This window comes from Rhodococcus sp. ACS1 (genome assembly GCF_002300155.1).
GTDB classification, from domain to species: domain Bacteria; phylum Actinomycetota; class Actinomycetes; order Mycobacteriales; family Mycobacteriaceae; genus Rhodococcus_F; species Rhodococcus_F koreensis.
On sequence record NZ_NSDZ01000012.1, the window covers coordinates 381,381 to 406,992 of the forward strand.

Consider the following 25,612-nt stretch of genomic DNA (forward strand, 5'->3'; position numbering starts at 1 on the left):
AAAACAATGACTGGATGCCCGGTCGCTCATACCGCCGCTGGATTCTCGTTCTTCGACCGCGAATATCAGGAGAATCCGGGAGCCTCGCTGGCGTGGGCTCGCGAGAGCCAACCGGTGTTCTACAACGACGACTCGGACTACTGGGTCGTCACGCGGCACGAAGACGTGAAATCGGTCTTCAGCCAATTCAATCAGTTCTCTGCGGCCATCACCCTGACGCCGGTCACCCCTCCCTCCGAGGAGGCGGGCGCGCAGCTCGGCAAGTACAACTTCGCGCCCTGCCCCGTCCTCGCGGATTCCGACCCGCCCATGCATCGGCAGTACCGCCGGCTGAACGCTCCGGCATTCATGCCAGACCGGATCGACCCTCTTACTCCCTACATTCGGGACACGACGAACGCCTACATCGATCAATTCGTCGATCGGGGTCATGCCGATCTTGTCGCCGATATGCTCTGGGACATACCCTGTTTGGTCGCTCTGCAGTTCTTGGGGATTCCCGAGGAGGACGTCGACACCGTACGCAAGCTGGCCACGTCCATGACCGAATTCGTGTGGGGACGGCCTACTCCCGAGGAGCAGATCCGTGCCGCCGACGGATTGGGCCAGTTCTGGGAGATGGGTGAGCGCGTCATCGGGAAGCTCAAGGAACTCGACGATCCACCGGGGTGGTTGGGCCACGCGATCACGATGCAGCGCGAGCACCCGGACGTCATCTCCGACACGTGGCTGCAGACGAACGTCATGGGCGGCGCGATGGCGGCCCACGAGACCACGACCAATGCCACCGCGAACGCGGTCGTCACTCTGTTGAGGAACCGCGACCAGTGGGATCGCCTGTGTGCGGACCCATCTCTGATCCCCGCGGCGGTCGAGGAGTGCCTGCGACTCAACCCGTCGGTGGCCGCCTGGCGCCGAGTCGCGAAGCAAGACGTGCAGGTCGGCGACGTGACGATTCCCGCGGGAGGAAAGATCCTCATGGTGATCGCGTCGGCGAACCAGGACGGCTCCGTGTTCGACGATCCCGAACGATTCGACATCGACCGAGACGCCAAAGCACACATCGCATTCGGCGCGGGAACGCACATGTGCCTGGGTAACCATCTCGCCCGGCTGGAGATGGTCATCTATCTGGAGGAACTGACGCGACGCCTGCCCCACATGACTCTCGACCAACAGGAGTTCCACTACGTTCCGAACACCTCGTTTCGGGGCCCGGAGTCGCTGCACGTCAGTTGGGACGTCGAGAAGAACCCGATCCTCACCTGAGCGGCGCCTCGCGCGCCGAGCGCTCTCGAGTACTCCCGAACGCTACGAACGGAGAAAGCACGCATGACCACCAACTCCATCGACTTCTCTGATACCAGGACCTGGCCGCCACTGGACGGACTCGCGCCAGGATTCGACGGCAACAAAGCCGTCAGGTCGAGCAGTGTGGCCGGCCGCGACATCGTGTTCACCAACTCCCACGGCAGCCGGGTGTCGCATCGTTTCGGCACGGCCACCGTCGAATGGAGCTACGAGCCCGGGCCCGGCGACCCGCACCCAGTCATCTCCGGAACGGACGACTACGAGGCCTTCGACGTCGCAGAAGGGTTGGTGTACACACAATTCCATCATCGTGACGACGTGCCGAATACAGCAGTCAGCCTCGTCCTCGACTTCGACCACGGACGCAGCCTGGCCATCGTGAGCACGATCGGAGATCCGGCCGAAGGCCGGACCCGGGTGCAGCACAACTTCCTGCAGGGCCGCATCGAGGGACTGGAGACGCGCGGACCCGAGCCGGCACCCACGACCGCACTCCTGGGTCGGCGAGTGCTGTGGACCTACAGCGACGATCACAGCTACGAGCACGTCTACCTCGGACCGCACTCGTACACGTGGCACTGCCTGGCCGGGCCCGCGGCCGGCCTTGCGGACACCGACGAGTGCACGACCTATCAACTACGCCCTGGAATCTACGTCTTTGCCTCGCGGGAAAAGGTGACCCCCTGCGCGTCGGTCACTATTGCCGATCACCGCGACATCACGTCTCTGCGATCGTACGGAGCCCTCTTCGGACTGGACGAGACAGGTGAACTGCCGACGCACTTCACCTTCGGCGCAGTAGGCGAGCTACTCAGTCACACCGTACGAAACACTCACTCCTGAAAGGACACGCCCATGTTGGCAAAAGGAAACGTCAAGGTCACCGACCTGCTCTGCGCCACTCCGCCCGCCATTCCCGAGGGTTCGCACGCGATGACACAACTCGTCGAACTCCGACCGGCCGACCCCGGACTCGCGCCGCATCGCCACTCCGGACCGGTGTTCGGTTACGTACTGGAGGGCAGCATCTTCTTCGAGCTGGAAGGCGAAGAACCCAGGCTGATTGCTGCGGGCGAGGCATTCTGGGAACCCGGCGGTGACGTCGTGCACTACCAGGTCTCCAATCCCGATCCACAGGCCTGGAGCCGGTTCGTCGCCGTGTGCATCTGCGCTCCCGACGTGGACATGATCACCATGCTCGAACCGGAAGAGATCATTGCCCGCGATCATCTGCGCCACCCCAGCGCACGTCAACACCAGGGCTGAGCGCGGCTGCGACCCCACGTCGCGCAATCGAAACGAAATGAGGATTCATGTCAATACTGTCGCGACGGGCGGTGGCCGACATCATTGCCCGCCGGTTCGCCGCCAAGATCAACTCTGCGATCCACCCCGCCGGCGAACCCCGGTTCCCTGAAATCACCATTCGCACAACTGACGTCAGCATCGAGACGCGCCACGGTCCGGTCGCTGCGACCATTTATCCCCCGCAGTCGCCGACAGGCAACCCCGGGGTTTATGTGAATGCTCACGGTGGCGGCTTCGTGGTGGGACACCGCGAACAGGACGACGCCTGGTGCCGCTTCCTTGCCGCCCACGCCAATGTCTATGTGCTCAACACGGATTACGCGTTGGCGCCGCACAAGCGGTTTCCCACGCCCGCCGAGCAGTTCTACGACGTAGTTCAGTGGGCATCAGCGCCGGAACGTGACTGGGACGGCACGCGGTTGTGCGTCGGCGGCCAGAGCGCAGGAGGCAATCTGTCAGCAGCCGTGTCGCGGATGTCGCTGGAAAACGACGGCCCCGCCATCTCGTTGCAGATTCTGCACTACCCGCCGCTCGACATCGTGACGCCTCCCTCCCACAAGCCGTCACCGCTGGGCTCGAAAGCCGTCCTGCAGCCCTGGTTGTGTGAGGTGTTCGACACCGCCTACACGCCCGATCGCGCGCAGCGTAGCCACCGGTTCGTCTCGCCGGCATGGGGAGACAACGCCAACGGCATCGCAGGTATCGCACCGGCATTGGTCATAACCGCAGAGTTCGACCGACTGCGCAATGAAGCCAAGCGATACGCGGACAAGCTCGAGGCGGTCGGCGCGCTCGCCGAATACGTCGAGGTGCGCGGTGTCGACCACGGTTACGACATCATGACCGACGAGACCGAGATAACACGGCGGATGTACGAGGTGATCGTCGCTCACGTCAACCGGGCGATCGACTGAAACATTCTGTCCCACAACCGTTCGACAACCTACCCAAAAGGAACATCATGAGCAGCGTAAATATCGGCAAGCAGCACCCGACCGTCTACAAGGGCCTGGTGAAGCTCGACGCGGAAGTGAAGTCCGCTCTGGACCTGGCGGGCGTGGATCCGCTCCTGGTGGAGTTGGTGAAGATCCGCGTCTCCCAGCTGAACGGCTGCGCCTTCTGCCTTCGCATGCACACCCGCGACTCTCTGGCCAAGGGAGAGAAGGCAGATCGGCTCGCGGTTGTCGCGGCGTGGTGGGAGGCGCAGTACTTCAGCGACCAGGAGCGTGCCGCGTTCGCCCTCGCCGAACAGGTCACCGGTCTCGCCGTTCCGGAACGGCGCACCTGGGACGACGGCTCCCTCACAGAGGACCAGGTGTCCGCGATCACCTGGCTCGCGATCGTGATGAACGCCTGGAACCGGGTTGCCATCACCAGCCACTACCCAGTGGCGCCGTAGAGCGTGCATTCTGCCGGTCGCTGAGTGTGACGATGTTCGATATCCCAGTCGCGTACGCGGCCATGTTCGTCGGAGCGGTCGGGGCCCTCGTCCCGATGTGGCGGGCGCACGGAACGGACTGCCGGGTACGGATCGGGCACGGTGCAATGGCGGTGTCCATGGTCGCGATGATGATCCCCGGGGTGCCGACGGGGATTCACCTGCTCGGGGGTGCCGTCCTCATCGCGCTCGCCGTGTTCGTCACCGGCGAGACCATGCACCGCCGGACCGCGATTCCCTGCGCGGTCGATCTCACGGCGATGGGGGTCCTGCTGCTCCTGGCCCCGACGTCCGCTCCCGCCCCGGCGGCGTCGGCGCCGGGGCCGGGGCCGGGGCAGGCACCCTCCGGCCACCATCACGGTGGCGCAGGAATCTCGACGGGCTGGCTTCCCCTCGTCGTGCTCGTGTGCTGGGCGCTGCTGACCCTGCACCTCTTCCGCTCCACCCCGCGCCGCGAGCGCCGTTCCGGCGTCAAGACCGCGGCGGCGGGTTCCGCACTGATGATCCTGGGCATGGCTCCGATGGCCGTCTGACACCACAGAGGGGTCCCGAGCAGAGTCCTCGCCCACTTCGCAAAGTCGTTCAGAGAAAAGAGTTTCCGTGCCCCTCGTGTCCGAACCCACCGCATCGCAGAAGGTCGAGCTGACCGACGAGGAGATTTTCGCCGGCCACGTCGGGGGAAAGCTGTCCGTGGAGTTGACGACCCCGCTGGACAGCCAGCGCGACCTGTCCATCGCCTACACCCCGGGGGTCGCGCAGGTCTCCCGCGCCATCGCCGCCGACGAGACCCTCGCCGACCGCTACACCTGGACCAGCCGCCTGGTGGTCGTCGTCAGTGACGGTTCCGCGGTCCTCGGTCTCGGGGATATCGGCCCGCGTGCCTCCCTTCCGGTGATGGAGGGCAAGTCGGCCCTGTTCAAGAACTTCGCGGGCCTGAACTCCATCCCGCTGGTCCTCGACACCCAGGACCCCGACGAGATCGTCGAGACCCTGATCCGGCTGCGCCCGAGCTTCGGTGCCGTCAACCTCGAGGACATCTCCGCGCCGCGTTGCTTCGAGATCGAACAGCGCGTCATCGAGGCCCTGGACTGCCCGGTCATGCACGACGACCAGCACGGCACCGCCATCGTCGTCCTCGCCGCGCTGAAGGGCGCGGTCAAGGTCCAGGACCGCGACCTCCACGACCTCCGGGTCGTCATCTCCGGTGCCGGCGCCGCCGGCGTCGCCTGCGCGAACATCCTGCTCGCCGCCGGCATCGCGGACGTGACGGTCCTCGACTCGAAGGGCATCGTCTCCGTGGATCGTCAGGATTTGAACGCGGTGAAGGTGGATCTGGCCGCGCGCACCAACCCGGCCGCCCGCCGCGGCGGCGTCGTCGAAGCCCTCGACGGCGCGGACGTGTTCCTCGGTGTCTCCGCGGGCACCGTGCCGGAGGAGCTGATCGCGACCATGGCGGAGAACTCCATCGTGTTCGCACTGTCGAACCCGGACCCGGAGATCCACCCCGACGTCGCCCGCAAGCATGCGGCGATCGTCGCCACCGGGCGCTCGGATTTCCCGAACCAGATCAACAATGTGCTCGCCTTCCCCGGTGTGTTCAAGGGCGCCCTCGACGCCGGCGCCCGGCGCATCACCGAGGGCATGAAACTCGCCGCCGCCGAGGCGATCCTCTCGGTCGTCGGTGACGAGCTGGCTGTGGACAAGATCGTTCCCAGCCCGCTCGATCCTCGCGTCGCCCCCGCTGTCGCGGAGGCAGTCGCCGCCGCTGCGCGGGCGGACCGCGTCACCGCATGGCACTGACGACGGTCCCGGAATTTCACGATCGACCGACAGTGGATCCGACCCGCTGGCGCGAATCAGCCAGCTGCACTTCGGTGGGCGACTATTTCTTCTTCGCTCCGGAGAGCGAAACAGACCACGCCCGCTATCTCCGAGAGGACATCGCCCGCGGCATCTGCGGAGGCTGCGTCGCCCGCAACCACTGCCGCCGGTACTCGCTCGAGACCGCACAGCCGTACGGAGTGTGGGGAGGCTTGACCGAATGGGAACGCAAAGAGATTCTCGAGCGATGCAGCGCATCGTGACGAGGGAGACCGGACCAGGTGACGCGCGTGAACGCCACATCGGCAGGCGCGTCACCCGCCGGCGCGCGGGCTCAGACTCAGATTCCCGCCGCCGAGACGAGCTCCCGAATCTCGAGAGCTTTGTCCAGCATCTGACGTGTGTTCCGCCACCAGTCCTGCAGGTGCAGGTCGAGGATCAACTCGTCTGCGCCCGCACTTGCCACGGAGGCGATGTCGTCGAGAATCTGCGCGGTTGTGCCCGAAAAGCCGATCCGATCGTCGTCGAGCGGAGTCTCGGAGAACGCGACGTTCCCCACCACGATCATTTCCATCTCGGACGGGTCCCGCCCTGCCGTGGCCGCGGACTGGCGGATCAGGTCCCACGCCGCGCGAAGCTTCTGAGCACCGGCGGCGCCCGGGGTCGGGAAAAGCGGCATCCAACCGTCGGAACGTCGGGCAATCCGTTCCAGCACACGCGCATTGGGACCTCCGGCGGCGCTGACATCGACATCGCCGGCCAAGATGACCGGAATCGGCGAAGCCGGCTTCGGCAGGACGTAGGCGTTGTCGATGAGCGTGTGGGGCCCGCGATAGTTCACTGGATCCGGACCCCAGGCTGCGTCGAAGACGTCGAGGGTCTCGTCGAGCAGTCGGCCGCGCTCGGACTTGGCCATGCCGACCGCCTCGAACTCGTCTACCGCCCAGCCTGTTCCCAACCCCGCAACCACACGCCCGCCGCTGATCTGGTCGAGGGTCGCGAATCTCTTCGCGAGTTGGAGAGGCTGATGAAGGCCGGCAACAATCACACTGGTGCCCAGTCGGACTCGCTCGGTCACCACCGCTGCCGCAGCGAGGACGGTCAGCGGGTCAGCCGCTTGCCGATACGCGGACGGCCACGGCGCGCCCGGAGTGAAAGAATCGCGGGGCGCCACCGGAAACAACAGTCTCTCCCAGGCCCAGACACTGTCGAACCCGGCACGTTCGGCAGCGCCGGCAACTTCCGTGACGTCGTGACGCAAATCAGTACCGACCCGCTGGGGCAGTCGAAGTCCAAGTCTCATGAGTCCAGAATGAACTATCGTCGTCCTGGTACCAGGAGTGAATTTATCCTGGTATTCGCGCCACCCGGATCGTCGTCCTCCCAGGTTCGGCTTCCATGAGGAATGTGAACGCACGTCCTGAAGTCCGTGCCCGTCGCGGCGAGTTCGGCGCTTTCCTGAAGAGTCGCCGCGCCCGCATCACGCCGGAGCAGGTCGGGCTGCCCACCGGAGGGCGCCGCCGGACCCCGGGACTGCGACGCGAGGAGATCGCCCAACTCGCCGGCGTCGGAGTGACGTGGTACACGTGGCTCGAACAAGGTCGCGACATCAAGGCATCCGAGCACGTGCTTACGGCGATCTCGCGGACGCTACGGCTGAATCTGCACGAGCACGCCCACCTGTTGACGCTGGCCGGCGTGACAGAACCGCCGAGCGCGACGGAGTGCAATGCCGTTACGCCGTCGATGAAGACAATGATGGCCAAGCTCGACCCGTATCCGGTGATAGTGCGCAATGCGCGCTGCGACGTCCTTGCATATAACCGGGGCTACTGTTGGCTGATGGGCGACCTGGACGCTATTCCGTCCGGCGAGCGCAATCTTCTCGTCCAAAATCTGCTGAACCCTGAGTGGCGGGCGCGCACCGTCGACTGGGCGGAGCACGTGCCCCGTATTGTGGCGGGCTTCCGCGCCGCGTGGGCGGAGCACCTCGGCGAGCCGGCGTGGGAATCCCTGGTGAAGCGACTGGCTGCCGAGTCGCCCCTGTTCGAGCAGCTGTGGAATCGATGCGACGTGACCCGCGAACCCGTCACGACTCGGCGCTTCGAGCACCCCACTGCGGGGCCGCTGAAGTTCCACGTGACCCACCTGAACGCCGGCGTTCATTCGGAGATCACGATGTCCACCTTCACACCAGCCGACGAGAACACGGCATCGAGGCTGCCGACCGCGCCCGGCCCGCGATGATTTTGCGGTCGTGGCGGTGTCAGTATTCGTATGAGAACACTGGCGTTGACGTCCTCTCGGCCGTGAACGACCGAGATTCCCCCCGGGACTCGCGTCCCGAGGTTCCTGTTTCACCGACAGTCGCCACCCCGCACGTTATGTGCGAGGCGGTCTCACACCCTCTCCGCAGGCTGCCACCGTCAGTCCGACGGCCAAAATATTCCTCGCCGCATTCACATCCCGATCATGGACGACGCCGCACCGGCACGCCCACACCCGCACATTCAGCGGCATCGCCCCGGCGATTGCCCCGCACACCGAGCAGGTCTTCGACGACGGACAGAACCGGTCGATCACCACCACCCGCCGCCCGTACCAGTCGGCCTTGTACTCGAGCATCGACCGGAACTCGGACCACCCCGCATCCGAGATCACCCGAGACAACGACCGATTCTTCACCATGTTCCGCACACTCAGATCCTCGATGGCGATCACTTGATTTTCGCGCACCAGCCGAGTGGAGAGTGTGTGCAGATAATCGCGGCGCCGATCGGCGATCCGACCATGAATCTTCGCGACCTTCAGTCGAGCCTTGGCCCGGTTCCGGGACCCCTTCTGCTTCCTGGCCAGCACATGCCTTCGCCAACCGCTCACGATCCCTGCGCTCATGGCGCGGGTTGGTGATCTTCTCCCCCGTCGAGAGCGTGTAGAGGCTGGTGATCCCGGCATCGAGCCCGACCACCCGATCGACCGGCTCGAGTTCGGTGATCGTGTCCTCGACGAGGATCGAGATGTGGTACTGACCACGAGCATTGCGCGACACCGTCACCTGCGACGGCACAGCCCCCTCCGGCAGCGGCCTCGACCACCGAATATCCAAGGGTTCGGACTGCTTGGCCAACCGGATCTGCCCGCCGCGGTAGGTGAAGCAGTTCGAATAGTAGGTCGCCGAATCCTTCGACCGCCCCTTCCTCTTGAACTGCGGGTAGCCGGCCTGCTTGCGCCAGAAATTCTCGAACGCACCCTGCAACTGCCGCAGCGATTCCTGCAACGGCCCCTTCGACGGCTCCGCCAACCACTCCGTCTCAGCGTCCCGCTTCCATCCGGTGAGCATCTTCGAGGTATCCGCGTAGGTCACCCGACGCTGCTCCTGCGACCACGCCCGCGACCTCTCCGCCAACGCCCGGTTGTAGACATACCGGGTGCACCCGAACGTCCGAGCAAGCTGTTCCGCCTGCACCACAGTCGGATAGAAAACGAAACTTGAACGCCCGCTTCACCACCCTCCCCGCCATGACCCAGACACTAGCCCCACAGTCCGACAAATCCAGATCGGCTCACCCTGACCTCAAGGATCGGGTTTGCGCCGAAAGATTCACGGATCACCCAGAACATCACCCTCGACGGCTCGATCGAAATGCTCGGCGACTGGTTCGACCCATCGGACCAGGATCCGCAGTTGCTGGAGGCGACCAACCGGCAGTCCGAGCGCGCGGACGCCATGTTGCTGGGTCGGCAGACGTTCGAGGACTTCCGCAATTACTGGCCCCGACAGACCGACGACCAGACCGGGATCACCGATGAGCTGAACCAGATTCAGAAGTACGTCGTCTCCTCCACGATGTCCGACCCCGAATGGGGGAACTCGACCGTGCTCACGGGCGATTGGATCGCCCAGGTGCGGGCCCTGAAGGGTCAGGAGGGCCGCGACATCGTCGTCACGGGCAGCATCACGCTGACCCACACCCTGATCGAGTCCGGCCTGGTCGACGAGTACCGGCTGTTCGTGTACCCGGTAGTCCAGGGTCGGGGACGAAGGCTGTTCCCCGACGGCTACGAGACGCCGAGGCTGCAGTTAGTAGAGGCCCGCGGCTTCCAGGACGGCGTCTCTTTGCTGCACTACACCGTCTGAGGCCGCACCTACCGCTCCGCGTCAGCAGGAGCTGTGAGCGTGGTGGTGGTGGTGGTGGTGGTCGTCGGTGTCGGTCTCTTCGTCCGCGTCGGCAGCTCTGGTGGTGGCGGCAGCAAAAAAGTGGTGGTCGGCTCCGACGAGCGTGTCACGGGCAGTACCTCGAACGTCGTCTGCACCACCATCGACGGGATCGGCACGCACCGCAGCCCGGCCACCTGGAAACCGCGACTGCCGCGGTTCGGCACCGTCGCGCGGAAGTCCGCGACGCTGCCGACCTGACGGGTCTCGCCCAGGACACGATCTCCGAACTCCACCGACCACGGCCCGCCACACGTCGGAAGATTTGTCGCGTGGTACTGGATGCGGTCGCCCGGCTGCCCGCTCGGCGGAGTGACGAAGAGGACCGGTCCAGCGGGATCAAGCATGCGCGTCGCTTTCCGGTCGGGTTCGCTCGACGCGCCGCCGCCGGTATGGACTGCGAGCAGGACAGCAACGGACCCGACGAATGCCGTCGCCGCCAACCAGGGTGTCTGTCGCACCGGTCTCACCTCGCACCCTCAATTATGCGGCTTCGCCGCCCACTGCAGGCCGGTCTCGTCGTCGTACAGCGTGGGCGACGGGTACCAGTCGGGGTTCGGGGCGGCACGTCCGGTTACGCGGCGGTACTGCGCCGACCACCGGTCGGCAACACCGAAGGCGAAGGCGTAGGGGACGGCGGCGAGGAAGCACTCACGGACCGCGGCGGACCCGATCGTCTTCGACCGACCCGACAGCACGCGTTCGAACCCAGCGGCGGCCGCCGATACTTGCCGCCCCGTCGGCGTATGCCGAAGGCCCGTTCCCGCCGCGAACACGCCGAGGGAGCCGGCGACGAACGCGACGAACGGAGCCCCGAGAAGCGTGGGACCGAGTGCGCCGAGGAATCCGAGCGCGGCGAGAAGCGTGCACAGGCATGCCATTGCCCGCCCGATCCACGTCCTGATCGAGGGTACGAGCAGATCATCCTGCGCCGCCCACGACCGGCATGCGTCGGACATCGCGCGCATGCCCTCTCTTACCGCGTAGCCGGATGTCGGCGAGCCATCGGCGACGAATACCGCACCCGTCGAACGGATTCCGAGGGAATCGGCCAACACCCGGGAAATGGGGTCGATCTGTCTCCACCGTTGAGGGGTGCCGATCCCCTCGATCTGCCACAGACCGTCGTCGACCAACGTGAGCCGGACTGCCGACTGCTCGGCCAGGTGGAGCAGTGTCGCCGTCGGCGCGCTGTCGCCGATCCACTTCCGCACGACGTATTCGGTCTGCGCAGGCCCGAGACCGGGAACGGGTCCGTACCGCACCGGCGCCTCGGGAAGCTCCTCGCGGGCACTTCGCGACCACCGACGTCCCGCGCCCCACGCGACGACCGACATCCCCACGGCGACCCCGGCGAGCACGAACGAGTCGCCGACGATCGCGGCGAGTCCACGCGCATTCGACGTCGGCCCCCACACCAGGGGCAACAGCAGTCCTGTGCAGGCCGAGGCACCGAGGAGTACGGCACCGGCAACGCGCATCCTCGCCGCATCCGCAGCGCGACCCTGCGCCGCGCTGCGGCCCTCCCCGCCGGAATCGGGCTGGTTTTCATCGCCGTTGTCGTACATTCGCTGACCTCGCTGCCGGGGATATTCGCTGATATCGCAATCCTCGGCACACTCACCCCCGGCAACCAGATGCCACAGGGACTACCAACCTCACCTCGAGGTGCACGAATCCTCACCCCATCGGGGACGACGCTCCCGCGCACGGTGTGTTGCGCCGACACCTCCGTCCGGTCGGTGGCGGCGAACGCGATTCACCAGTCCGCGATCACCGGGACGACGCGGTCGCCCAGGATCTCGAGGGGCGTGATCGACGCGACCTGCGGCACCCATCCGTGAACGTGGGTTATGCCGAGCTTCGACAGGTCCTCGAGCTGACCGAGCAAGGTGTCCACATTCTGTCCGTCCGCACCCGGGTCGAGCGGGAACATCACGGTCTTCTCGATGGCGTCGTAGTCGGTACCGAGCGCACTGCAATGTTCCCTCAGCACGTCCAGCTTGTGGGCGACCTCGGGTCCACCGAACAGATTGCAGGCCTGTGCGTACTGCGCGACCATCCGAAGCGTCTTCTTCTCGCCCCCGCCGCCGATGAGGATGGGCGGGTGTGGGCGCCGTAGCGGCTGCGGAACGTTCATGGTGCGGCCGAGCTGGTAGTGCTTTCCCTCGAACGGTCCGTCGTTGTCGCTCCACATCTGCAGGCAGATCTGCAGTGTCTCCTCGAGCCGTTCGAAGCGTTCGGCCGTCGGCGGGAAGTGGAGACCGAGGCCGACACTCTCGTCCTCGTTCCAGGCGGCGCCGATCCCGAGGTACGCGCGACCCTTCGACAGGACGTCGAGCGTGCTCACGGCCTTGGCAAGGAGGCCCGGCTCGCGATAGACCGTGGCCGTGACCCAGGCCAGCAAGTCCACCTTCTCGGTGACGGCAGCGAGGAATCCGAGGGTGGTGTACGCCTCGAGCATCTCGGTGTCGATCGGTCCTACCGGTTCGATCTGCCAGAGATGGTCCATGACGCTGAGCTTGGAGAAACCCGCGCCCTCGGCGGTGACGGCAATGCGGCGCAGGTCGTCCGAGAGGTTCGACGGTCCGGCGGGAAAGGTGAAGTCGGCGATGTGCAGTCCAAGTTCCATAGCTCTCCACGCTAAACCTGTTGCCGCCTGCTACCCAGGGATCGTCAGTACCACCCACACGTGCCCTCGCCAGATGTCCTCACGGATACGTACGGTGACCCCGTGACCGAATCCGCTCGCCGACTCGACGTCGTCTTCGCACCCGGGACCGTCGCGCACAGGGGAACCGCCGCGGAACTCCTCGGCCGGGCGCTCGATGCGCGCGGCCTCACCGGCGAGGCGACGTTCGCCGCGGATTCCGCGGATCTGCAGCGCGCGGTGCGGACGGCGGCGGGCCGGGGCGAGTTCGTCGTCGTGCCCGGCGCCGGGGCCTCGTTCACCGCACCGGCCTGCGGCGCGATCCGCGTCGATTTCGGGGACTGCGAGCCAGACCGCTCCGACGGGATCCGGGCCCACATCCGCGGGCGCGGACTCGACGGACTCCGATTCGCGGTCGACAGCTGGTACCACCACCGCTTCCGCCCCGGGACGATCGTCCACTACGGCGACGACCCCGATCAGCGCGCCGAACTGCGGGTCCCGGACGGCACCGGACCCTTCCCCGTCGCCGTGCTGATCCACGGCGGATATTGGCGTCCCCGTTGGGAGTTCGACCTGATGGACGGTCTGGCGGTGGACCTGACGGCCAGCGGGTACGTGACGTGGAACGTCGAGTACCGGCGGGCCGCCGAGGACCGGTGGGCCGCGATGACGTCCGACGTCGCCGCCGCATTGCAGGCCGCCGGGACCGTCCCGGAGGTTGATGTGGGACGCGTGGTGGTCCTCGGCCACTCGGCCGGCGGGCAACTCGCCCTGCGCGCCGCCGCCGATGCCGCGGCCGAGGAGGCGGTGGTGTGTCCGGCGGTGGCGGTCAGCCTCGCCGGGGTGCTGAATCTGCGACTCGCCGACGAACGCCGACTCGGCGAGGGTGCGGTGGCGAACGCCGTCGGCGGCCACTGGGCAGAAGACCGGGCGGCGTACGTGCGGTCGTCACCGCTCCATCGGCTGCCGCTCGGCGTCCCGCAACTCGTCGCGTGCGGCCTGGGCGACGAACCGGATCTGCTGGAGATGAGCAGGGAATACCACGCGACCGCAGCGGGGACTCCCGACGACGTCACCCTGATCGAGGGCCCCGGCGATCACTTCGCCGTCATCGATCCCGCGAGCGAGATCTGGCGAAGGATCACCGGGGCGATCGATGCCCGGATCAGACCTCGGACAGCGTAGACACCGCCGACCGCAGCCCTGCCCCGGCACGGCCGCGCAGCAGGTCCGCGCAGCGCTCGGCCATCGTCATGACCGTGATGTTCGGGTTGACGTGCGGCAGTTTCGGCATCGCCGACGCATCGACCACCCGAAGACCCCGCACCCCCTTGACCCGCAGTTCCGGATCGAGCACCGCCATCGGATCGTCGACACCGCCCATCCGGGCCGTGCCCGCCGGGTGATACACCGTGTTGTGGGTCTTGTGAATGTAGTCGAGGATCTCGTCGTCGGTCACCGCATCCGGTCCCGGCGCCAGTTCACGGGCGATCCACCCGCGCAGCGCCTTCTGCTCGGCGATCGTGCGGGCCAGCTTCACCCCGGACAGCATCACCCGGTCGTCGTGACCGTCGCTGTCGGTGAAGTACCGGGGATCGACCTTCGCGCGGTCGCGGAAGTCCCGCGAGCGCAGCCGCACCGTGCCCCGGGAGCGGCCCTGAGTGACGTTCGGTGTCAGGCAGAAACCGTTGTCCGTGGTCGGGTAGCCCCACCGGAGGGTGTTCATGTCGAACGGCACGCTGCCGTAGTGCATCATCAGGTCCGGATGGTTCAGCCCCTCCTCGGTGGTGGCGAACAGACCGATCTCCCACCACTGCGTCGACTCGGTGACCATCGGCCGGGACGCCTCCCAGAAAACCAGACCCTCCACGTGGTCGTCGAGGTTGGCCCCGACCCCGGGCGAATCGACGCGGACGGGAATTCCGAACTCCACGAGATGCTCTGCCGGACCGATACCCGAGAGCATCAGCAGTTTCGGGGTATCGATCGCGCCGGCGGTGACGATCACCTCGCGGCGCGCCGACACCGTGTCGTACCCGGTGAGGTCGGGGCGCTGGTAGCGCACGCCCGTCGCCGTCTGCTGATCGTCGAACAGGATCTCGCTGACCCAGCAGCCGGTCCGGACCTCGAGGTTGGGGCGGGTGCCGAGGATCGGGTGCAGGTAGGCGTGCGACGACGACATCCGGGTGCCGTCCTCGGACGCGTTGATCTGGAACCAGCCGGCCCCGTTCAGCACCGTTCCGCCGCGGTTGAACGCGACGGTCGGCAGACCGACCGCGGCGGCAGCGTCGAGAACCGCGTGGCCGCACGGATCGTTCGGTGGGACGTCACGCAACCGCACCGGACCGCTGCGGCCGTGGCCGTCACCGGGGGCGTCGTTGTTCTCCAGCCGGCCGACGTACGGCAGGATGTCGCGTGCACCCCACCCCGACGCACCCATCGCCTCCCAGTCGTCGAGCACCTCGGCCGGTGGCCAGAACGCGATACACGAATTGTGCGACGAGCACCCGCCGAGGACCTTGGCCCTGGCGTGCCGCATGAAACTGTTGCCCCGCTCCTGCGGCTCGACCGGGTAGTCCCAGTCGTACCCGGAGTCGAGCAGGTGCATCCATTGGGACAACTCGAGGATGGCCCGGTCCCCGACGTCCGACGGTCCCGCCTCCAGCAGGCACACCGTCACCGACGGGTCCTCGCTCAGGCGGGCCGCGAGAACGCACCCCGCACTGCCGCCACCCGCGATCACGTAGTCGAATTCCATTGCAGTGCTCCGCAGTTCACTTTCGGTCATCGAGCAAGCTCCTTGTCGATCGGTTCGGATTGCGGTGCGGCCGGTGCGGCGGCCGCGGAGTGTGACGTCAAGGTACCGATGTGGTGCCGGCCGGTGGTGAGGTACCACAGCAGTCCGAGCCCGAGGATGACGCCGATGTAGACGAAGGCGCCCCACGTGTTGTACCAAGGCTCCCCGTAGACGGCTTCACGCGGCCAGGCGAGATTGACGGCCATGCCGATTCCCCACACCACGGCGACGATGTTGACGGGCAGACCCCATCTGCCCATCGTGAAGTAGCCGCCCTCCTTCAGGTCCCGCGGCGGCCACTGGCCGCGCAGCCTCCGCTTCAGCATCGGGCCGGTCACCATCAGGTAGGCGAGGTAGATCATGATGATCGCGATCGAGGTCAACACGGTGAAGATGTGCGGTTGACCGATGTTGACCACCAGGATCAGCGCGGCCACCACTCCGATCGTCACCGCGGGCACGACGGGTGTCCGCGTCTTCGGGTGAACGCGGGCGAGCCGCTCCCCGAACGGAAGTGCGTTGTCGCGGGCCATGGCGAAGGTCAGCCGGATGGCGGCGGTGTGCACCGCCAGCGAGCACACCGTCACGGCGATCACGATGCAGATCAGGAAGATGGTTCCCAGCGGGCCCCACATCACCTGCTCCACGATGTACTGCAGGCTGCCGTCGGACGCGCCGATCTTCGGATCGTCCAGGTCGGGCGCCGCCATCACGGCGAAGACGAGGATCGCGCCGCCGATCACGAACGAGGCGAGGATCGCACGGAGGATCGCCTTGGGGGCGGTGCGGCGGGGTTCCACCGTCTCCTCGCCCAGCGAGCTCGCGGTATCGAAGCCGTACATCACGTATCCCGACGCGAGAGTGGCCACCAGGAACGCACCGAGATAGCCTCCACTTTCACCGGCGCCGTAGCCGTGGGTGGAGAAGAACACCTGCGGGCCGCGGGTCGCGTTGGCGGCGAGGATGATCGCGATCAGCACCGCGGCAATGAGTTCGATGAACACCCCGGCGCTGTTGATCATCGCCATCAGACGGACACCGAGCGCGTTGACGACGGTGGTGAAGCCGATCATCACGGTCCCGAGAATGACGGCGTTGGTGGCGAAGTCGTGTTCCCCCGTACCGTCGCCGACGATCTGGAAGCCGCTCCACAGCCGAGGCAGATTGAGCTGCAGCGCCAGCACAACGGCCGACAGAGTGACGATCGACGCGGTGAGCATCAGCCAGCCGGCCGACCACCCCACCACTCTGCTGCCGAGCGTTTTCGCCCAGTTGTACACGGAACCGGCGATCGGATACTTGGCGGCCAGCTCCATGAAGCACAGTGCTACCGAGAGCTGGCCGAGGAACACCAGCGGCCACGACCACAAATATGCGGGGCCTGCAGTGCCGAAACCGAAGTAGAACAATTGGAAAGTGCCGGTCAGGATGGAAATGTAGCTGACGCCCGCGGCAAAGCTCGCGAACTTGCCGATACTGCGATCCAGGGACTCCTTGTATCCGAAATCTTCGAGTCCACTGTCCTGATCGCCGGTCGTGTTGTCGGGTCTGGTCATTCGATCACTTCCTGAGAAGTCGATGGGGTCTGCTCGCGGGCCCTGCCGAGTGCACGTCAGGTCGCGGTAAACCACCCCGCGTGAGGTGAGGTCGTGTTGTTCCAGATGTGTTTGACTTCCTGGTATTCGGAGAGCCCGGCGGGCCCGAGTTCGCGTCCGTTGCCGGACTTCTTGAATCCGCCCCACTCCGCCGCCGCCGTGTAGTAGCCGAAGTCGTTGAGCCACACCGTTCCGTGGCGCAGACGGCGCACCACCCGCTCGCCGCGGGCGGCGTCCGACGTCCGGACCCCAGCGGCGAGGCCGTACTCGGTGTCGTTGCCGAGTCGGACCGCGTCCTCCTCGGTGGTGAATCGCTCGACGGTGAGGATGGGCCCGAACGTTTCCTCCTGCACGATCCGCATCGTGCGGTCGCAGTGGTCGAAGATGGTGGGCAGGTAATAGCTGCCGCCGTCCAGCGCGGGATCGGCGGGCCGGGAGCCGCCCGTCCGGAGCGTCGCTCCCTCGGCGATACCCAGTGCCACATAGGCTTCGATCTTGTCGCGCTGCGCCGCCGACACGAGCGGTCCGGTCTCGCTGGCCGGGTCGAGTCCCGGGCCGACGCGGATGGCCTCGGCGCGCGAGACGAGCGCGGCGACGAACTCGTCGGCGATCGACTCCTCGACGATCAGGCGCGTCCCGGCCGAGCACACCTGACCCGAATGCAGGAAGACTCCGGTGAGCACCTGGTCTACCGACGACTCCCAGTCGGCGTCCGCGAAGACGAGGTGCGGATTCTTCCCGCCGAGTTCCACGGCGACCTTCGTGACGTGCTTCGCGGCCGTCTCCAGGATGGTGGTACCGGTGGCGAGTCCGCCCGTGAACGAGATGAAGTCCACGTCGCCGGTGTCGGTGAGGGCGGGGCCGAGGTCGGCGCCGCTGCCCTGCACGAGGTTGACCACCCCGGCGGGCACACCGGCCTCCTCGATCAGCCGGGTGAACGCGATCGTGCTCAGCGGCGTGACTTCGCTGGGTTTGAGCACCATCGTGCAGCCGGCCGCCAACGCCGGTGCCACCTTCCAGGAGATCTGCAGCAGCGGGTAGTTCCACGGTGCGATGAGGACGCACACCCCGATCGGTTCGCGAACGACGCGGGAGACGACGGCGGGGTCACCCACGTCGACGACGCGGTCGCTCGAGACGAGGGCCAGCCTGGCGTAGTACCGGAACACGGAGACGACGTCGTCGATGTCGATTCGGCTCTCCACCAACGTCTTACCGGTGTCGACCGTCTCGATGCGCGCCAGTTCCTCCTTGTCGCGCTCGAGGAGTTCGGCGATACGCGACAGCAGCGACGATCGCGTGGCGACCGGCGTCTCCGGCCAGTCCCCGGCATCGAAGGCCGCCCGGGCCGCCTGCACTGCTCGCCCGGCGTCTTCGGGCGACGCCTCGTCGACGGTGGCGATCACGTTGCCGGTTGCCGGGTCGATGCAGTCGCGGGTGCGCCCCGATGTCGCAGCCACCCACTCCCCCGCGATGAAATTCACCGTGCCGAACAATTTCTGGACGTCGAGATCAGCAGATAGCGCCGACATCTTCATAGTGTGTCCGAAACCCTTTCGTGTGCAAATTCTTTCGTTGGGCCGACGATGAGCGGATCACGGGAGACGTCCCGGTACAGCGAGACGCACAGTCCGATCATCACCAGCAGGAACGGCGCGGCCGCGATGATCGTCATGGTCTGCAGCCCCTGAAGGGCGTCCGTGCCGCCGGTCCAGAGGATGAGCGCCGCGGTGCCGCCGGTGAGCGTGCCCCAGAACACGACGATCCGTTTGCTCGGGTGCCGGGTCCCCCGCTCCGACAGGGTGCCCATCACGAGCGATGCCGCGTCGGCTCCGGAGACGAAGAACAATGCCACCAGCACCATGACCAGGACGGTGGAGACACCGGCGAGCGGCAGGTGGTCGAGCATTCCGAACAACTGTCCCTCGGTCGACGACTGGGACGCCACATCGGTGCCGTCACGTTGCACCCCGATGGCGGAACCTCCGAACACCGCGAACCACACGAGGCTGACCGAGGTGGGAATGACGATCACACCGACGACGAACTGCCGGATAGTGCGGCCGCGGCTGATCCGGGCCAGGAACATGCCGACGAACGGGGTCCACGACACCCACCACGCCCAGTAGAAGATCGTCCACGACGACAGCCACGACGCGGTGTCGTCGCCGGCACTCGCGGCGGTGCGACCCGACATCGTCGCGAGTTGCGCGCTGTAGTCGGCGATGGTGGTGGGCAGCAGATTGAGGATCAGCACCGTGGGGCCGAGGACGAACACGAAGACGGCCAGCACGATGGCCAGCACCATGTTGATGTTGGACAACCAGTGGATTCCGCGGGCAACACCGGACACCGCCGAGGCAACGAACGCGAACGTCAGCAACCCGACGAGGGCCACCAGGGCGAATGTGCCGACCTCGCCCATCCAGCCGATGATCTCGAGCCCGGACCCGATCTGGAGGGCACCGAGGCCGAGCGACGCGGCGGTGCCGAACATCGTCGCGATGATCGCGAGCACGTCGATCACCTTGCCCGCCGCCCCCTCGGCGCGACGGCCGAGGAGCGGGACGAACGCAGAGCTGATGAGTTGCTTGCGGCCCCGCCGATAGGAGCCGTAGGCGATCGACAATCCGACGACCGCGTAGATCGCCCACGGGTGCAGTCCCCAGTGATACATCGTCGTGGCCATCGCCGACCCGGCGCTGCCGTCGGTCCCGGGAGGCGGGCTCACCATGTGCGCGAGGGGTTCGGCGACGCCGTAGAACATCAGCCCGATCCCCATGCCGGCGCTGAACATCATCGCGATCCAGCTGACCGTCCGGAACTCCGGCTTCTCGCCGTCCTTGCCGAGCGGAATCCGGCCGTACCGGGAAAACGCCAGGAACAGCGAGAAGAGGACGAACCCGGTGGCCGCGGTGATGAACAACCACCCCATGTCGGCGACGAGCCACCCGAGGGCCGCGTTCGACACGAGCGCGAGGTTCTGCGGCGCCAGCAGGCCCCACAGGATGATGCCCACCCCGACTCCCGCCGCGGCGCCGAACACCACCTTGTCGACACCGCCCCGCGGCGCGGCGTGGGCGGGTGTCGCGCGCTCCGGTTCCGGCGCCTGCACTTCGGGAGGGTCGATCACCCTCGGTTGCTCGCCGGCGTACGTCATTTCGCGTCCCCACCCAGCCGGGTCAGTAACCAGTCGTGGAATTCGCCGATGTGATGCTCCGCGGGCACCAGCACACCCCCGTCGCGGTAAGCCTTCGACGACATCGTCGGCTGCGTCCGCTCGCACGCATCGAAGTCCTGCTGGTTGACCCGGTGGAACAATTCGACCGAGCGGGAGACGTCGCGTCCCGACGCCGTGACGTCCGGCGCGTACAGCCAGTCGCATTCCACGATGGTGCGGTCCGCGGACATGGGGTACATGCGGTGGAAGATGACGTGGTCGGGCACGAGGTTCACGAAGACCTGCGGCCGCACGGTGATGGCGTAGTACTTGCGGTCCTGGTCGTCGCTGATGCCGGACAACGCCTCGAATCCGCCGCTTCCGTCGATGGTGAAGCCCTCGACTTCATCGCCGAAGGCGGCACCGTGCCCCACGAAGTACTGTGCGGCAAGGCCGTCCGCGAACTCCGGAAGCACCTCGGTGAGTTCCGGGTGAATGGTGGCGCAGTGGTAGCACTCCATGAAGTTCTCGATGATCAGCTTCCAGTTGGCCGCGACGTCGTAGGTGATCCGTCGGCCGAGTTCCAGGGTTCCGATCTCGTACCGGTCGATGGCGGCCGGATCGCCGAGCCGTTCGGTGACGGAACCGATGACCTCGTCCTCGAACGACGGCGGTTCGTCCGCGAGGCACACCCAGGCGTAACCGAGCCACTCGCGCAGCGCGACCGGCACCAGCCCGTACCGCACCCGGTCGATGTCGGCTCCGGTCTCGTCGCGCAGCGCGGCCATGTTCGGCGCGGCGACCAGTTTGCCGTCGAGTCCGTACGTCCACGCGTGGTACGGGCACTGCAGGTTCCGCCGAACCTGGCCTTCGTCCTCCGTGCAGAGCATGGCACCGCGGTGCCGGCAGATGTTGAGGAACGCCCGGAGGGCGCCGTCCCGGCCGCGGACGACGAGGACGCTCTCCCGGCCGACGGTGACCTTCTTGAAGGCGCCGGCATCGGCGAGATCAGCGGTGCGGGCGGCGCAGAACCACATCGCCTCGAAGACGTTCTCCTGCTCGCTCACGAAAATGTCGGGGTCGGTGTAGTAGCGACCCCCCAGAGTGGGGATCAGTGCCGGGGCGGGCGCGGGGGCTTGGACGTCCGGAGCGGACATAGATGTCACCGTTCTTTCGTTACGGGAAAGATGCGTTCGGTCGGGGCTGTGACCTGGAATCTGTGGGCGTGTGGGGGCGCGGATCCGCCCGGCGAAACGACGCGCATGGATCCGGTCGGCTGCGGAGACTGCTCTCCGCAGGGCCGTCGCGATCCCGGGCTTGTTGCGTCATCGGCAACGCTAAGCGATTTACACAACTTAGACTGTCGCAGATGGGAGTGTCAAACATCACATTCGGGAGTTCTTTCGTGGGCGTGACGCCCCCGAAACACGGCATTAACGAAATGCCCGAATTACCGACGGGTAGAACGTTCCGCGTTGGGAGAGAAGGCCTTCCGGAGACGGAAGGATGAGGCCGGTGCCGCGGCGCCCGAATTGTCCGATCGATTTCCGGCCGTCGACGGGCCACGAAGGCGTCCGCGGCCGCCCTCGGGCACCGCCCCACAGATGGCGTCTACGCTGCTACGATGCCGCGCCGTCCGACTGCTGGGCCTCGATGCGCGCGACGGCGCCCGCAAGCTCGAGGGCGACAGCCTCGAAGCGGTCCCTGGCGAGCCGGTACTCGGGGCCCGACACGCAGATGGACGCCACGATCCGCTTCGTCACCTGACTGCGCACGGGCACCGCCACCGAGTGCAGCCCCGCTTCCAGTTCCTCCGCCGTGGACGCCCACCCGCGCGACCGCACCCGCGCGAGTTCGACGCCGAGCGCGTGGAGGTCCGTAATGGTGTTGGGGGTGAGTGCGGGAAGATCCGGTCCCAGCCGGCTCTGCAGCTGGCCGCGCGTCAGCTCGGAGACCAGCACTTTTCCGGTTGCGGTGGCGTGCGCGGGACTCACCTGACCCACCCACGATCGCAGGGCGACGCGCCGGTCGCTGCGCGATTCGAGCACGTTAATCGTGCCGGCCCCGTCGAGGACGGCCAGGTTGACGGTCTCCCCGAAGGCGTCGGCCAGCCGATCGCATTCCGGCTGCGCGATCTCGACGAGCCCGCTCTGCGCCACGGTCGCCTCGGCGAGCCGGACGACGGCGAATCCCAGCTGGTACTTGCCGCGCACGCCGGCTTCTTCCACGAAACCCCGCTGCTGCAGGGATGTGATCAGCCGGGAGACCGTCGACTTGTGCACGCCGAGGCGCAGGGCGATCTCCGAGACACCGATGCGCCTCTCGGACGCGACGATCTCGAGCACGTCGATGGCGCGTTCGACCGCGTGCACCGTCTTTCCGCGCGCTTCGGTCCCCTGGGCCTCCGAATCGGTCATGCCCCGAGGTTATGCCTCCACCGATCCGGTACGCAGTTTTTACACGCGAACGCTTGACACCACGGGGAGGCAGCCTGGAGCATTGAGTTGCACGCCTCGCAAGTCGTCGCGTATAGCGCAACAACTGCACTTCCACTCTTGTCCTTCCTCCCCAACACTTCGGAGGTATCGAGTGATTCTCGATAGCGATTCCCCAGCTGCAGTCGACACCGGCATTACGGTTCCGGTGTGCGAGTTCATCGCGCTCCCGGTCGGCGAAGTCGCCACCGTCACCCCGCCCGGCATGACCCCGATCTCCGTCTTCCACACCGAAGACGGCCTGTACGCCATCGACGACACCTGCACCCACCAGGACGCGTCGCTCGCCGACGGCTGGGTCGAGGGCTGCACCGTCGAGTGCCCGCTTCACGAGGCCTGCTTCGACCTGCGTACCGGCGTGCCGTCCGGTCCGCCCGCCAAGATCCCGGTGCGCACCCACGCAGTCTCGGTCGTCGACGGCACCGTCGTACTCCACGTGGCGAACGGAGAGCACTGATGAACGCGATCCCCGAATCCGTCATCGTCCTCGGCGCGTCGCTCGCCGGTCTCTCCGTCGTGCGCGCCCTGCGTGAGAAGGGCTACGCAGGTGCCCTCACGGTGGCGGGCAGCGAGTCGAGTCTGCCCTACGACCGGCCACCGCTGTCGAAGGAGTACCTGACCGGCGCACTCTCGGACGCCGACCTGTCACTGATGACCACCGACGACGACGGCCTCGACGTCGCATGGCACCGCAACCGGACGGCGACCGGGCTCCTGCGTGCCCCCGACGGACGTCACCGGGTGATCTTCGGCGACGATTCCTACCTCGACGCCGACGCTGTCGTCGTCGCAACGGGCGCCCGTGCCCGCACCCTGCCCGGCCACACCGGCCTCGCGGGCGTCCACACGCTACGCTCCGTCGAAGACGCCCTGTCGTTGCGTGAATCACTTTGTCGCACCGAGAATCTCGTAGTCGTCGGCGCCGGTTTCATCGGTGCGGAGGTCGCCTCCAGCGCTGTCGGGATGGGACTCGACGTGACCGTCGTCGAGGCGTCGCCAACACCTCTTGCCGGACCACTCGGCATCGAACTCGGCGCGATCTGCGCCGGACAGCATGCGGTGAACGGGGTGCAGCTCCTGACCGGCGCGGTCGTCGAGCGGCTCCTCGGAGACGACACCGTCACCGGCGTCCAACTCCGCGACGGCACGATCCTGCCCGCCGACACCGTGGTGGTCGGGATCGGCGCGGTGCCGAATGTCGAGTGGGCGGGCGACTCCGAACTGCTCGTCGACGACGGGTTCGTCACGGACGCCCAGTGCCGGACCAACGTTCCCGGTGTCTACGCGATCGGCGACTGCGCACAGTCGTTCGACGAGACCCACCAGTCGCATCACCGCAGCGAGCACTGGAGCAACGCCGTCGCGCAGGCGGGCGCGGTCGCCGACACGATCCTCGCGTCGACACCCGGCCCCGCGGCGATCCCCTACTTCTGGTCGCACCAGTACGGCAAGATGCTGCAGTTCGCGGGCACCCGGAACGCGACCGACGAAGTCCGGTTCGTGGACGGCGATCCCGGGACGGGCTCGTTCGTGGCCACGTACGACCGGAACGGCGACACCGTCGGGGTCTTCGCGATGAACAATCCCCGGTTGTTCACGCGGTACAAGAAGCAACTCGCGAAGTCGCGAGCCTGAGGCGGGATCCGACGGTGACGACTCGAGCGACGCTACGGCGCGGCGTAGCCCAGCCGGGTGCTGATCCGCTGGGCGGTATCGAGCGCCGCCCGGGCGACCTCGTCGAAACGCTCCGGCAACAGCCGGTATGCGGGACCGGAAACACTCAGCGCAGCAATCACTCTCGCCGTGTAGTCACGGATCGGCACGGACACGGCGTTCATGCCGACCTCGAGCTCCTCCTCGGACTGAGCCCAGCCGCGGTCGAGGATGGTGGCGATCGACTCGGACAGCGTCGCCAGGTGGGTGATCGTGCGCGGGGTCAGGGCGATGAGACTGCCCCCGACACTGTCGGCGATCTCGGCGTCGGACAGTTCGCTCAGCAACAGCTTCCCGCTCGACGTCGCGTGGGCGGGGCTGCTCTGCCCTACCCACGTGTTGGTTCCGACTCCGGATGGCCCGTCCGCTTTGACGACGCTCACGGAACGGTCACCGTCGAGAATCGAGATATTGACACTCTCACCGACCGTTTCCGCGAGTTCGGCGCACAATTCCTGACTTTGTCGCACCAGGTCACCGTCCGGGGATGCGGTGCGGGCGAGGCGGACCAGAGAATTCCCGAGCCGGAATTTTCCCCGATTCTTCAATTGCGACACATATCCGCGCGAATCGAGAACGGCGACAAGTCGCGACGCCGTCGACTTGTGAACTCCCAATTCGTCGGCGATCTCCGTGACGCCCGCGGTGCCGAGCCTGGCGAGGATTTCGAGCACTGCCAGCGCACGGTCCACCGACTGCACGGCGCCGGCAGGACGGTTCCGATCCCCATTCGAGTTATCGTCCAATTCATTCATCGCAATTCTCAGGATAGGCGACTTCGTCCCATGGCGTGGCAGGCCTCCACGCCAGAAATTCACATCACGTGATCGACTCTCCGACATTCCCGAGCCCAATATGTTGATATATCAATTACCGACCCCGTCGCGATATTGCGCGCCCGCAGCGTCAACCCGTCGACTTCCCGCAGCACCCACCCAATCAGGAGAACCGTCATGACTTCACCGCGCGTCGTGATCATCGGAGCCGGCATCGTCGGTGCGAACCTGGCCGACGAGCTCACCGCTCGTGGCTGGGACAAGATCACCGTCCTCGACCAGGGGCCGCTGCCACTGACCGGCGGCTCCACCTCCCACGCGCCGGGGCT

The 25,612-nt window shown here is 66.6% G+C and carries 25 protein-coding genes and 1 pseudogene; 14 read left to right on the top strand and 12 right to left on the bottom strand.

All coding sequences use genetic code 11. From position 1 onward, the window contains the following. Positions 1-6: 6 nt before the first annotated feature. The 8 genes from CJ179_RS46220 to CJ179_RS46255 all read left to right on the top strand — a co-directional run bounded on the left by CJ179_RS46220 (position 7) and on the right by CJ179_RS46255 (position 6,141). Complete coding sequence (locus CJ179_RS46220; protein WP_072944031.1) at positions 7-1,269, top strand: cytochrome P450; 1,263 nt, start codon at positions 7-9, stop codon at positions 1,267-1,269. Between the two features lie 63 nt (positions 1,270-1,332). Then, positions 1,333-2,154 (top strand): MoaF C-terminal domain-containing protein, encoded by an 822-nt coding sequence (locus CJ179_RS46225; RefSeq protein WP_072944029.1) that lies wholly within the window; start codon positions 1,333-1,335, stop codon positions 2,152-2,154. A 12-nt stretch (positions 2,155-2,166) separates the two neighbouring features. After that, positions 2,167-2,577, top strand: a complete 411-nt coding sequence (locus CJ179_RS46230; protein WP_095865894.1) for a cupin domain-containing protein — start codon at positions 2,167-2,169, stop codon at positions 2,575-2,577. Positions 2,578-2,624: 47 nt separating this feature from the next. Further along, entirely contained in the window at positions 2,625-3,533 is a 909-nt protein-coding gene (locus CJ179_RS46235) for an alpha/beta hydrolase (RefSeq protein WP_095865895.1), read from the top strand. A 47-nt stretch (positions 3,534-3,580) separates the two neighbouring features. Continuing rightward, on the top strand, positions 3,581-4,018 hold the full coding sequence (locus CJ179_RS46240; RefSeq protein ID WP_072944023.1) for a carboxymuconolactone decarboxylase family protein: 438 nt from the start codon (positions 3,581-3,583) through the stop codon (positions 4,016-4,018). 32 nt (positions 4,019-4,050) lie between these two features. Next, positions 4,051-4,590 (top strand): DUF5134 domain-containing protein, encoded by a 540-nt coding sequence (locus CJ179_RS46245; RefSeq protein WP_095865896.1) that lies wholly within the window; start codon positions 4,051-4,053, stop codon positions 4,588-4,590. Positions 4,591-4,657: 67 nt separating this feature from the next. Further along, entirely contained in the window at positions 4,658-5,857 is a 1,200-nt protein-coding gene (locus CJ179_RS46250; RefSeq protein ID WP_095865897.1) for an NADP-dependent malic enzyme, read from the top strand. Beyond that, positions 5,848-6,141 carry a WhiB family transcriptional regulator gene (locus CJ179_RS46255; RefSeq protein ID WP_072944020.1) on the top strand — a complete coding sequence of 98 codons (294 nt, stop codon included), beginning with the start codon at positions 5,848-5,850 and terminating at the stop codon, positions 6,139-6,141. Before CJ179_RS46250 ends, CJ179_RS46255 begins: the two co-directional genes overlap by 10 nt. A gap of 77 nt (positions 6,142-6,218) precedes the next feature. Here the strand turns inward: CJ179_RS46255 and CJ179_RS46260 are convergent, their stop codons facing one another. Further along, positions 6,219-7,181, bottom strand: coding sequence for an LLM class F420-dependent oxidoreductase (locus tag CJ179_RS46260; protein ID WP_072944018.1), 963 nt, complete (start codon positions 7,179-7,181; stop codon positions 6,219-6,221). A 104-nt stretch (positions 7,182-7,285) separates the two neighbouring features. Between CJ179_RS46260 and CJ179_RS46265 the strand changes: the two genes are divergently transcribed. Further along, positions 7,286-8,125: a helix-turn-helix transcriptional regulator gene (locus CJ179_RS46265; RefSeq protein WP_257016213.1), complete on the top strand. Its 840-nt coding sequence runs from the start codon at positions 7,286-7,288 to the stop codon at positions 8,123-8,125. A gap of 135 nt (positions 8,126-8,260) precedes the next feature. Here the strand turns inward: CJ179_RS46265 and CJ179_RS53875 are convergent. Then, positions 8,261-9,399, bottom strand: a pseudogene (locus CJ179_RS53875) (RNA-guided endonuclease InsQ/TnpB family protein). Positions 9,400-9,521: 122 nt separating this feature from the next. Between CJ179_RS53875 and CJ179_RS46280 the strand changes: the two are divergent. Beyond that, the gene (locus CJ179_RS46280; protein ID WP_095865899.1) at positions 9,522-10,016 is read left to right on the top strand and encodes a dihydrofolate reductase family protein; all 495 of its coding nucleotides are present in this window, start codon (positions 9,522-9,524) and stop codon (positions 10,014-10,016) included. A gap of 8 nt (positions 10,017-10,024) precedes the next feature. On the opposite strand, the gene CJ179_RS46285 is transcribed toward CJ179_RS46280, so the two are convergent. The 3 genes from CJ179_RS46285 to CJ179_RS46295 all read right to left on the bottom strand — a co-directional run bounded on the left by CJ179_RS46285 (position 10,025) and on the right by CJ179_RS46295 (position 12,726). Continuing rightward, on the bottom strand, positions 10,025-10,555 hold the full coding sequence (locus tag CJ179_RS46285; RefSeq protein ID WP_095865900.1) for a hypothetical protein: 531 nt from the start codon (positions 10,553-10,555) through the stop codon (positions 10,025-10,027). Positions 10,556-10,573: 18 nt separating this feature from the next. Further along, complete coding sequence (locus tag CJ179_RS46290) at positions 10,574-11,662, bottom strand: DUF2207 domain-containing protein (protein WP_095865901.1); 1,089 nt, start codon at positions 11,660-11,662, stop codon at positions 10,574-10,576. A gap of 191 nt (positions 11,663-11,853) precedes the next feature. Beyond that, on the bottom strand, positions 11,854-12,726 hold the full coding sequence (locus tag CJ179_RS46295; protein WP_095865902.1) for an LLM class F420-dependent oxidoreductase: 873 nt from the start codon (positions 12,724-12,726) through the stop codon (positions 11,854-11,856). 102 nt (positions 12,727-12,828) lie between these two features. Here CJ179_RS46295 and CJ179_RS46300 point away from each other — a divergent pair, with 102 nt between their 5' ends. After that, positions 12,829-13,932, top strand: a complete 1,104-nt coding sequence (locus tag CJ179_RS46300; protein WP_095865903.1) for a S9 family peptidase — start codon at positions 12,829-12,831, stop codon at positions 13,930-13,932. Here the strand turns inward: CJ179_RS46300 and CJ179_RS46305 are convergent. The 6 genes from CJ179_RS46305 to CJ179_RS46330 all read right to left on the bottom strand — a co-directional run bounded on the left by CJ179_RS46305 (position 13,913) and on the right by CJ179_RS46330 (position 22,716). After that, positions 13,913-15,535, bottom strand: coding sequence for a GMC family oxidoreductase (locus CJ179_RS46305; protein ID WP_095865904.1), 1,623 nt, complete (start codon positions 15,533-15,535; stop codon positions 13,913-13,915). The genes CJ179_RS46300 and CJ179_RS46305 overlap by 20 nt on opposite strands. Then, the gene (locus CJ179_RS46310) at positions 15,532-17,100 is read right to left on the bottom strand and encodes an APC family permease (RefSeq protein WP_072944002.1); all 1,569 of its coding nucleotides are present in this window, start codon (positions 17,098-17,100) and stop codon (positions 15,532-15,534) included. The genes CJ179_RS46305 and CJ179_RS46310 overlap by 4 nt, the downstream gene beginning before the upstream one ends. 56 nt (positions 17,101-17,156) lie before the next feature. Continuing rightward, positions 17,157-18,677 carry an aldehyde dehydrogenase family protein gene (locus CJ179_RS46315; protein WP_095865905.1) on the bottom strand — a complete coding sequence of 507 codons (1,521 nt, stop codon included), beginning with the start codon at positions 18,675-18,677 and terminating at the stop codon, positions 17,157-17,159. Continuing rightward, positions 18,674-20,299 (bottom strand): BCCT family transporter, encoded by a 1,626-nt coding sequence (locus CJ179_RS46320; RefSeq protein WP_095865906.1) that lies wholly within the window; start codon positions 20,297-20,299, stop codon positions 18,674-18,676. Before CJ179_RS46320 ends, CJ179_RS46315 begins: the two co-directional genes overlap by 4 nt. Beyond that, on the bottom strand, positions 20,296-21,456 hold the full coding sequence (locus CJ179_RS46325) for an aromatic ring-hydroxylating dioxygenase subunit alpha (protein WP_072944001.1): 1,161 nt from the start codon (positions 21,454-21,456) through the stop codon (positions 20,296-20,298). Before CJ179_RS46325 ends, CJ179_RS46320 begins: the two co-directional genes overlap by 4 nt. Positions 21,457-21,918: 462 nt before the next feature. Next, positions 21,919-22,716, bottom strand: a complete 798-nt coding sequence (locus CJ179_RS46330) for an IclR family transcriptional regulator (protein WP_095865907.1) — start codon at positions 22,714-22,716, stop codon at positions 21,919-21,921. A 172-nt stretch (positions 22,717-22,888) separates the two neighbouring features. On the opposite strand from CJ179_RS46330, the gene CJ179_RS46335 reads away from it, so the two are divergent. Both CJ179_RS46335 and CJ179_RS46340 read left to right on the top strand, forming a co-directional pair. Next, a complete protein-coding gene (locus CJ179_RS46335; protein WP_072943997.1) occupies positions 22,889-23,251 on the top strand; it encodes a bifunctional 3-phenylpropionate/cinnamic acid dioxygenase ferredoxin subunit in 363 nt (120 codons plus the stop codon). Next, a complete protein-coding gene (locus CJ179_RS46340; RefSeq protein ID WP_095865908.1) occupies positions 23,251-24,429 on the top strand; it encodes an NAD(P)/FAD-dependent oxidoreductase in 1,179 nt (392 codons plus the stop codon). The genes CJ179_RS46335 and CJ179_RS46340 overlap by 1 nt, the downstream gene beginning before the upstream one ends. A gap of 32 nt (positions 24,430-24,461) precedes the next feature. Here the strand turns inward: CJ179_RS46340 and CJ179_RS46345 are convergent, their stop codons facing one another. Further along, positions 24,462-25,262, bottom strand: coding sequence for an IclR family transcriptional regulator (locus CJ179_RS46345; protein WP_095865909.1), 801 nt, complete (start codon positions 25,260-25,262; stop codon positions 24,462-24,464). 198 nt (positions 25,263-25,460) lie between these two features. On the opposite strand from CJ179_RS46345, the gene CJ179_RS51100 reads away from it, so the two are divergent. Continuing rightward, positions 25,461-25,612, top strand: a 152-nt coding sequence (locus CJ179_RS51100) for an FAD-dependent oxidoreductase (RefSeq protein WP_143549049.1), incomplete at its 3' end; no start/stop codon positions are given.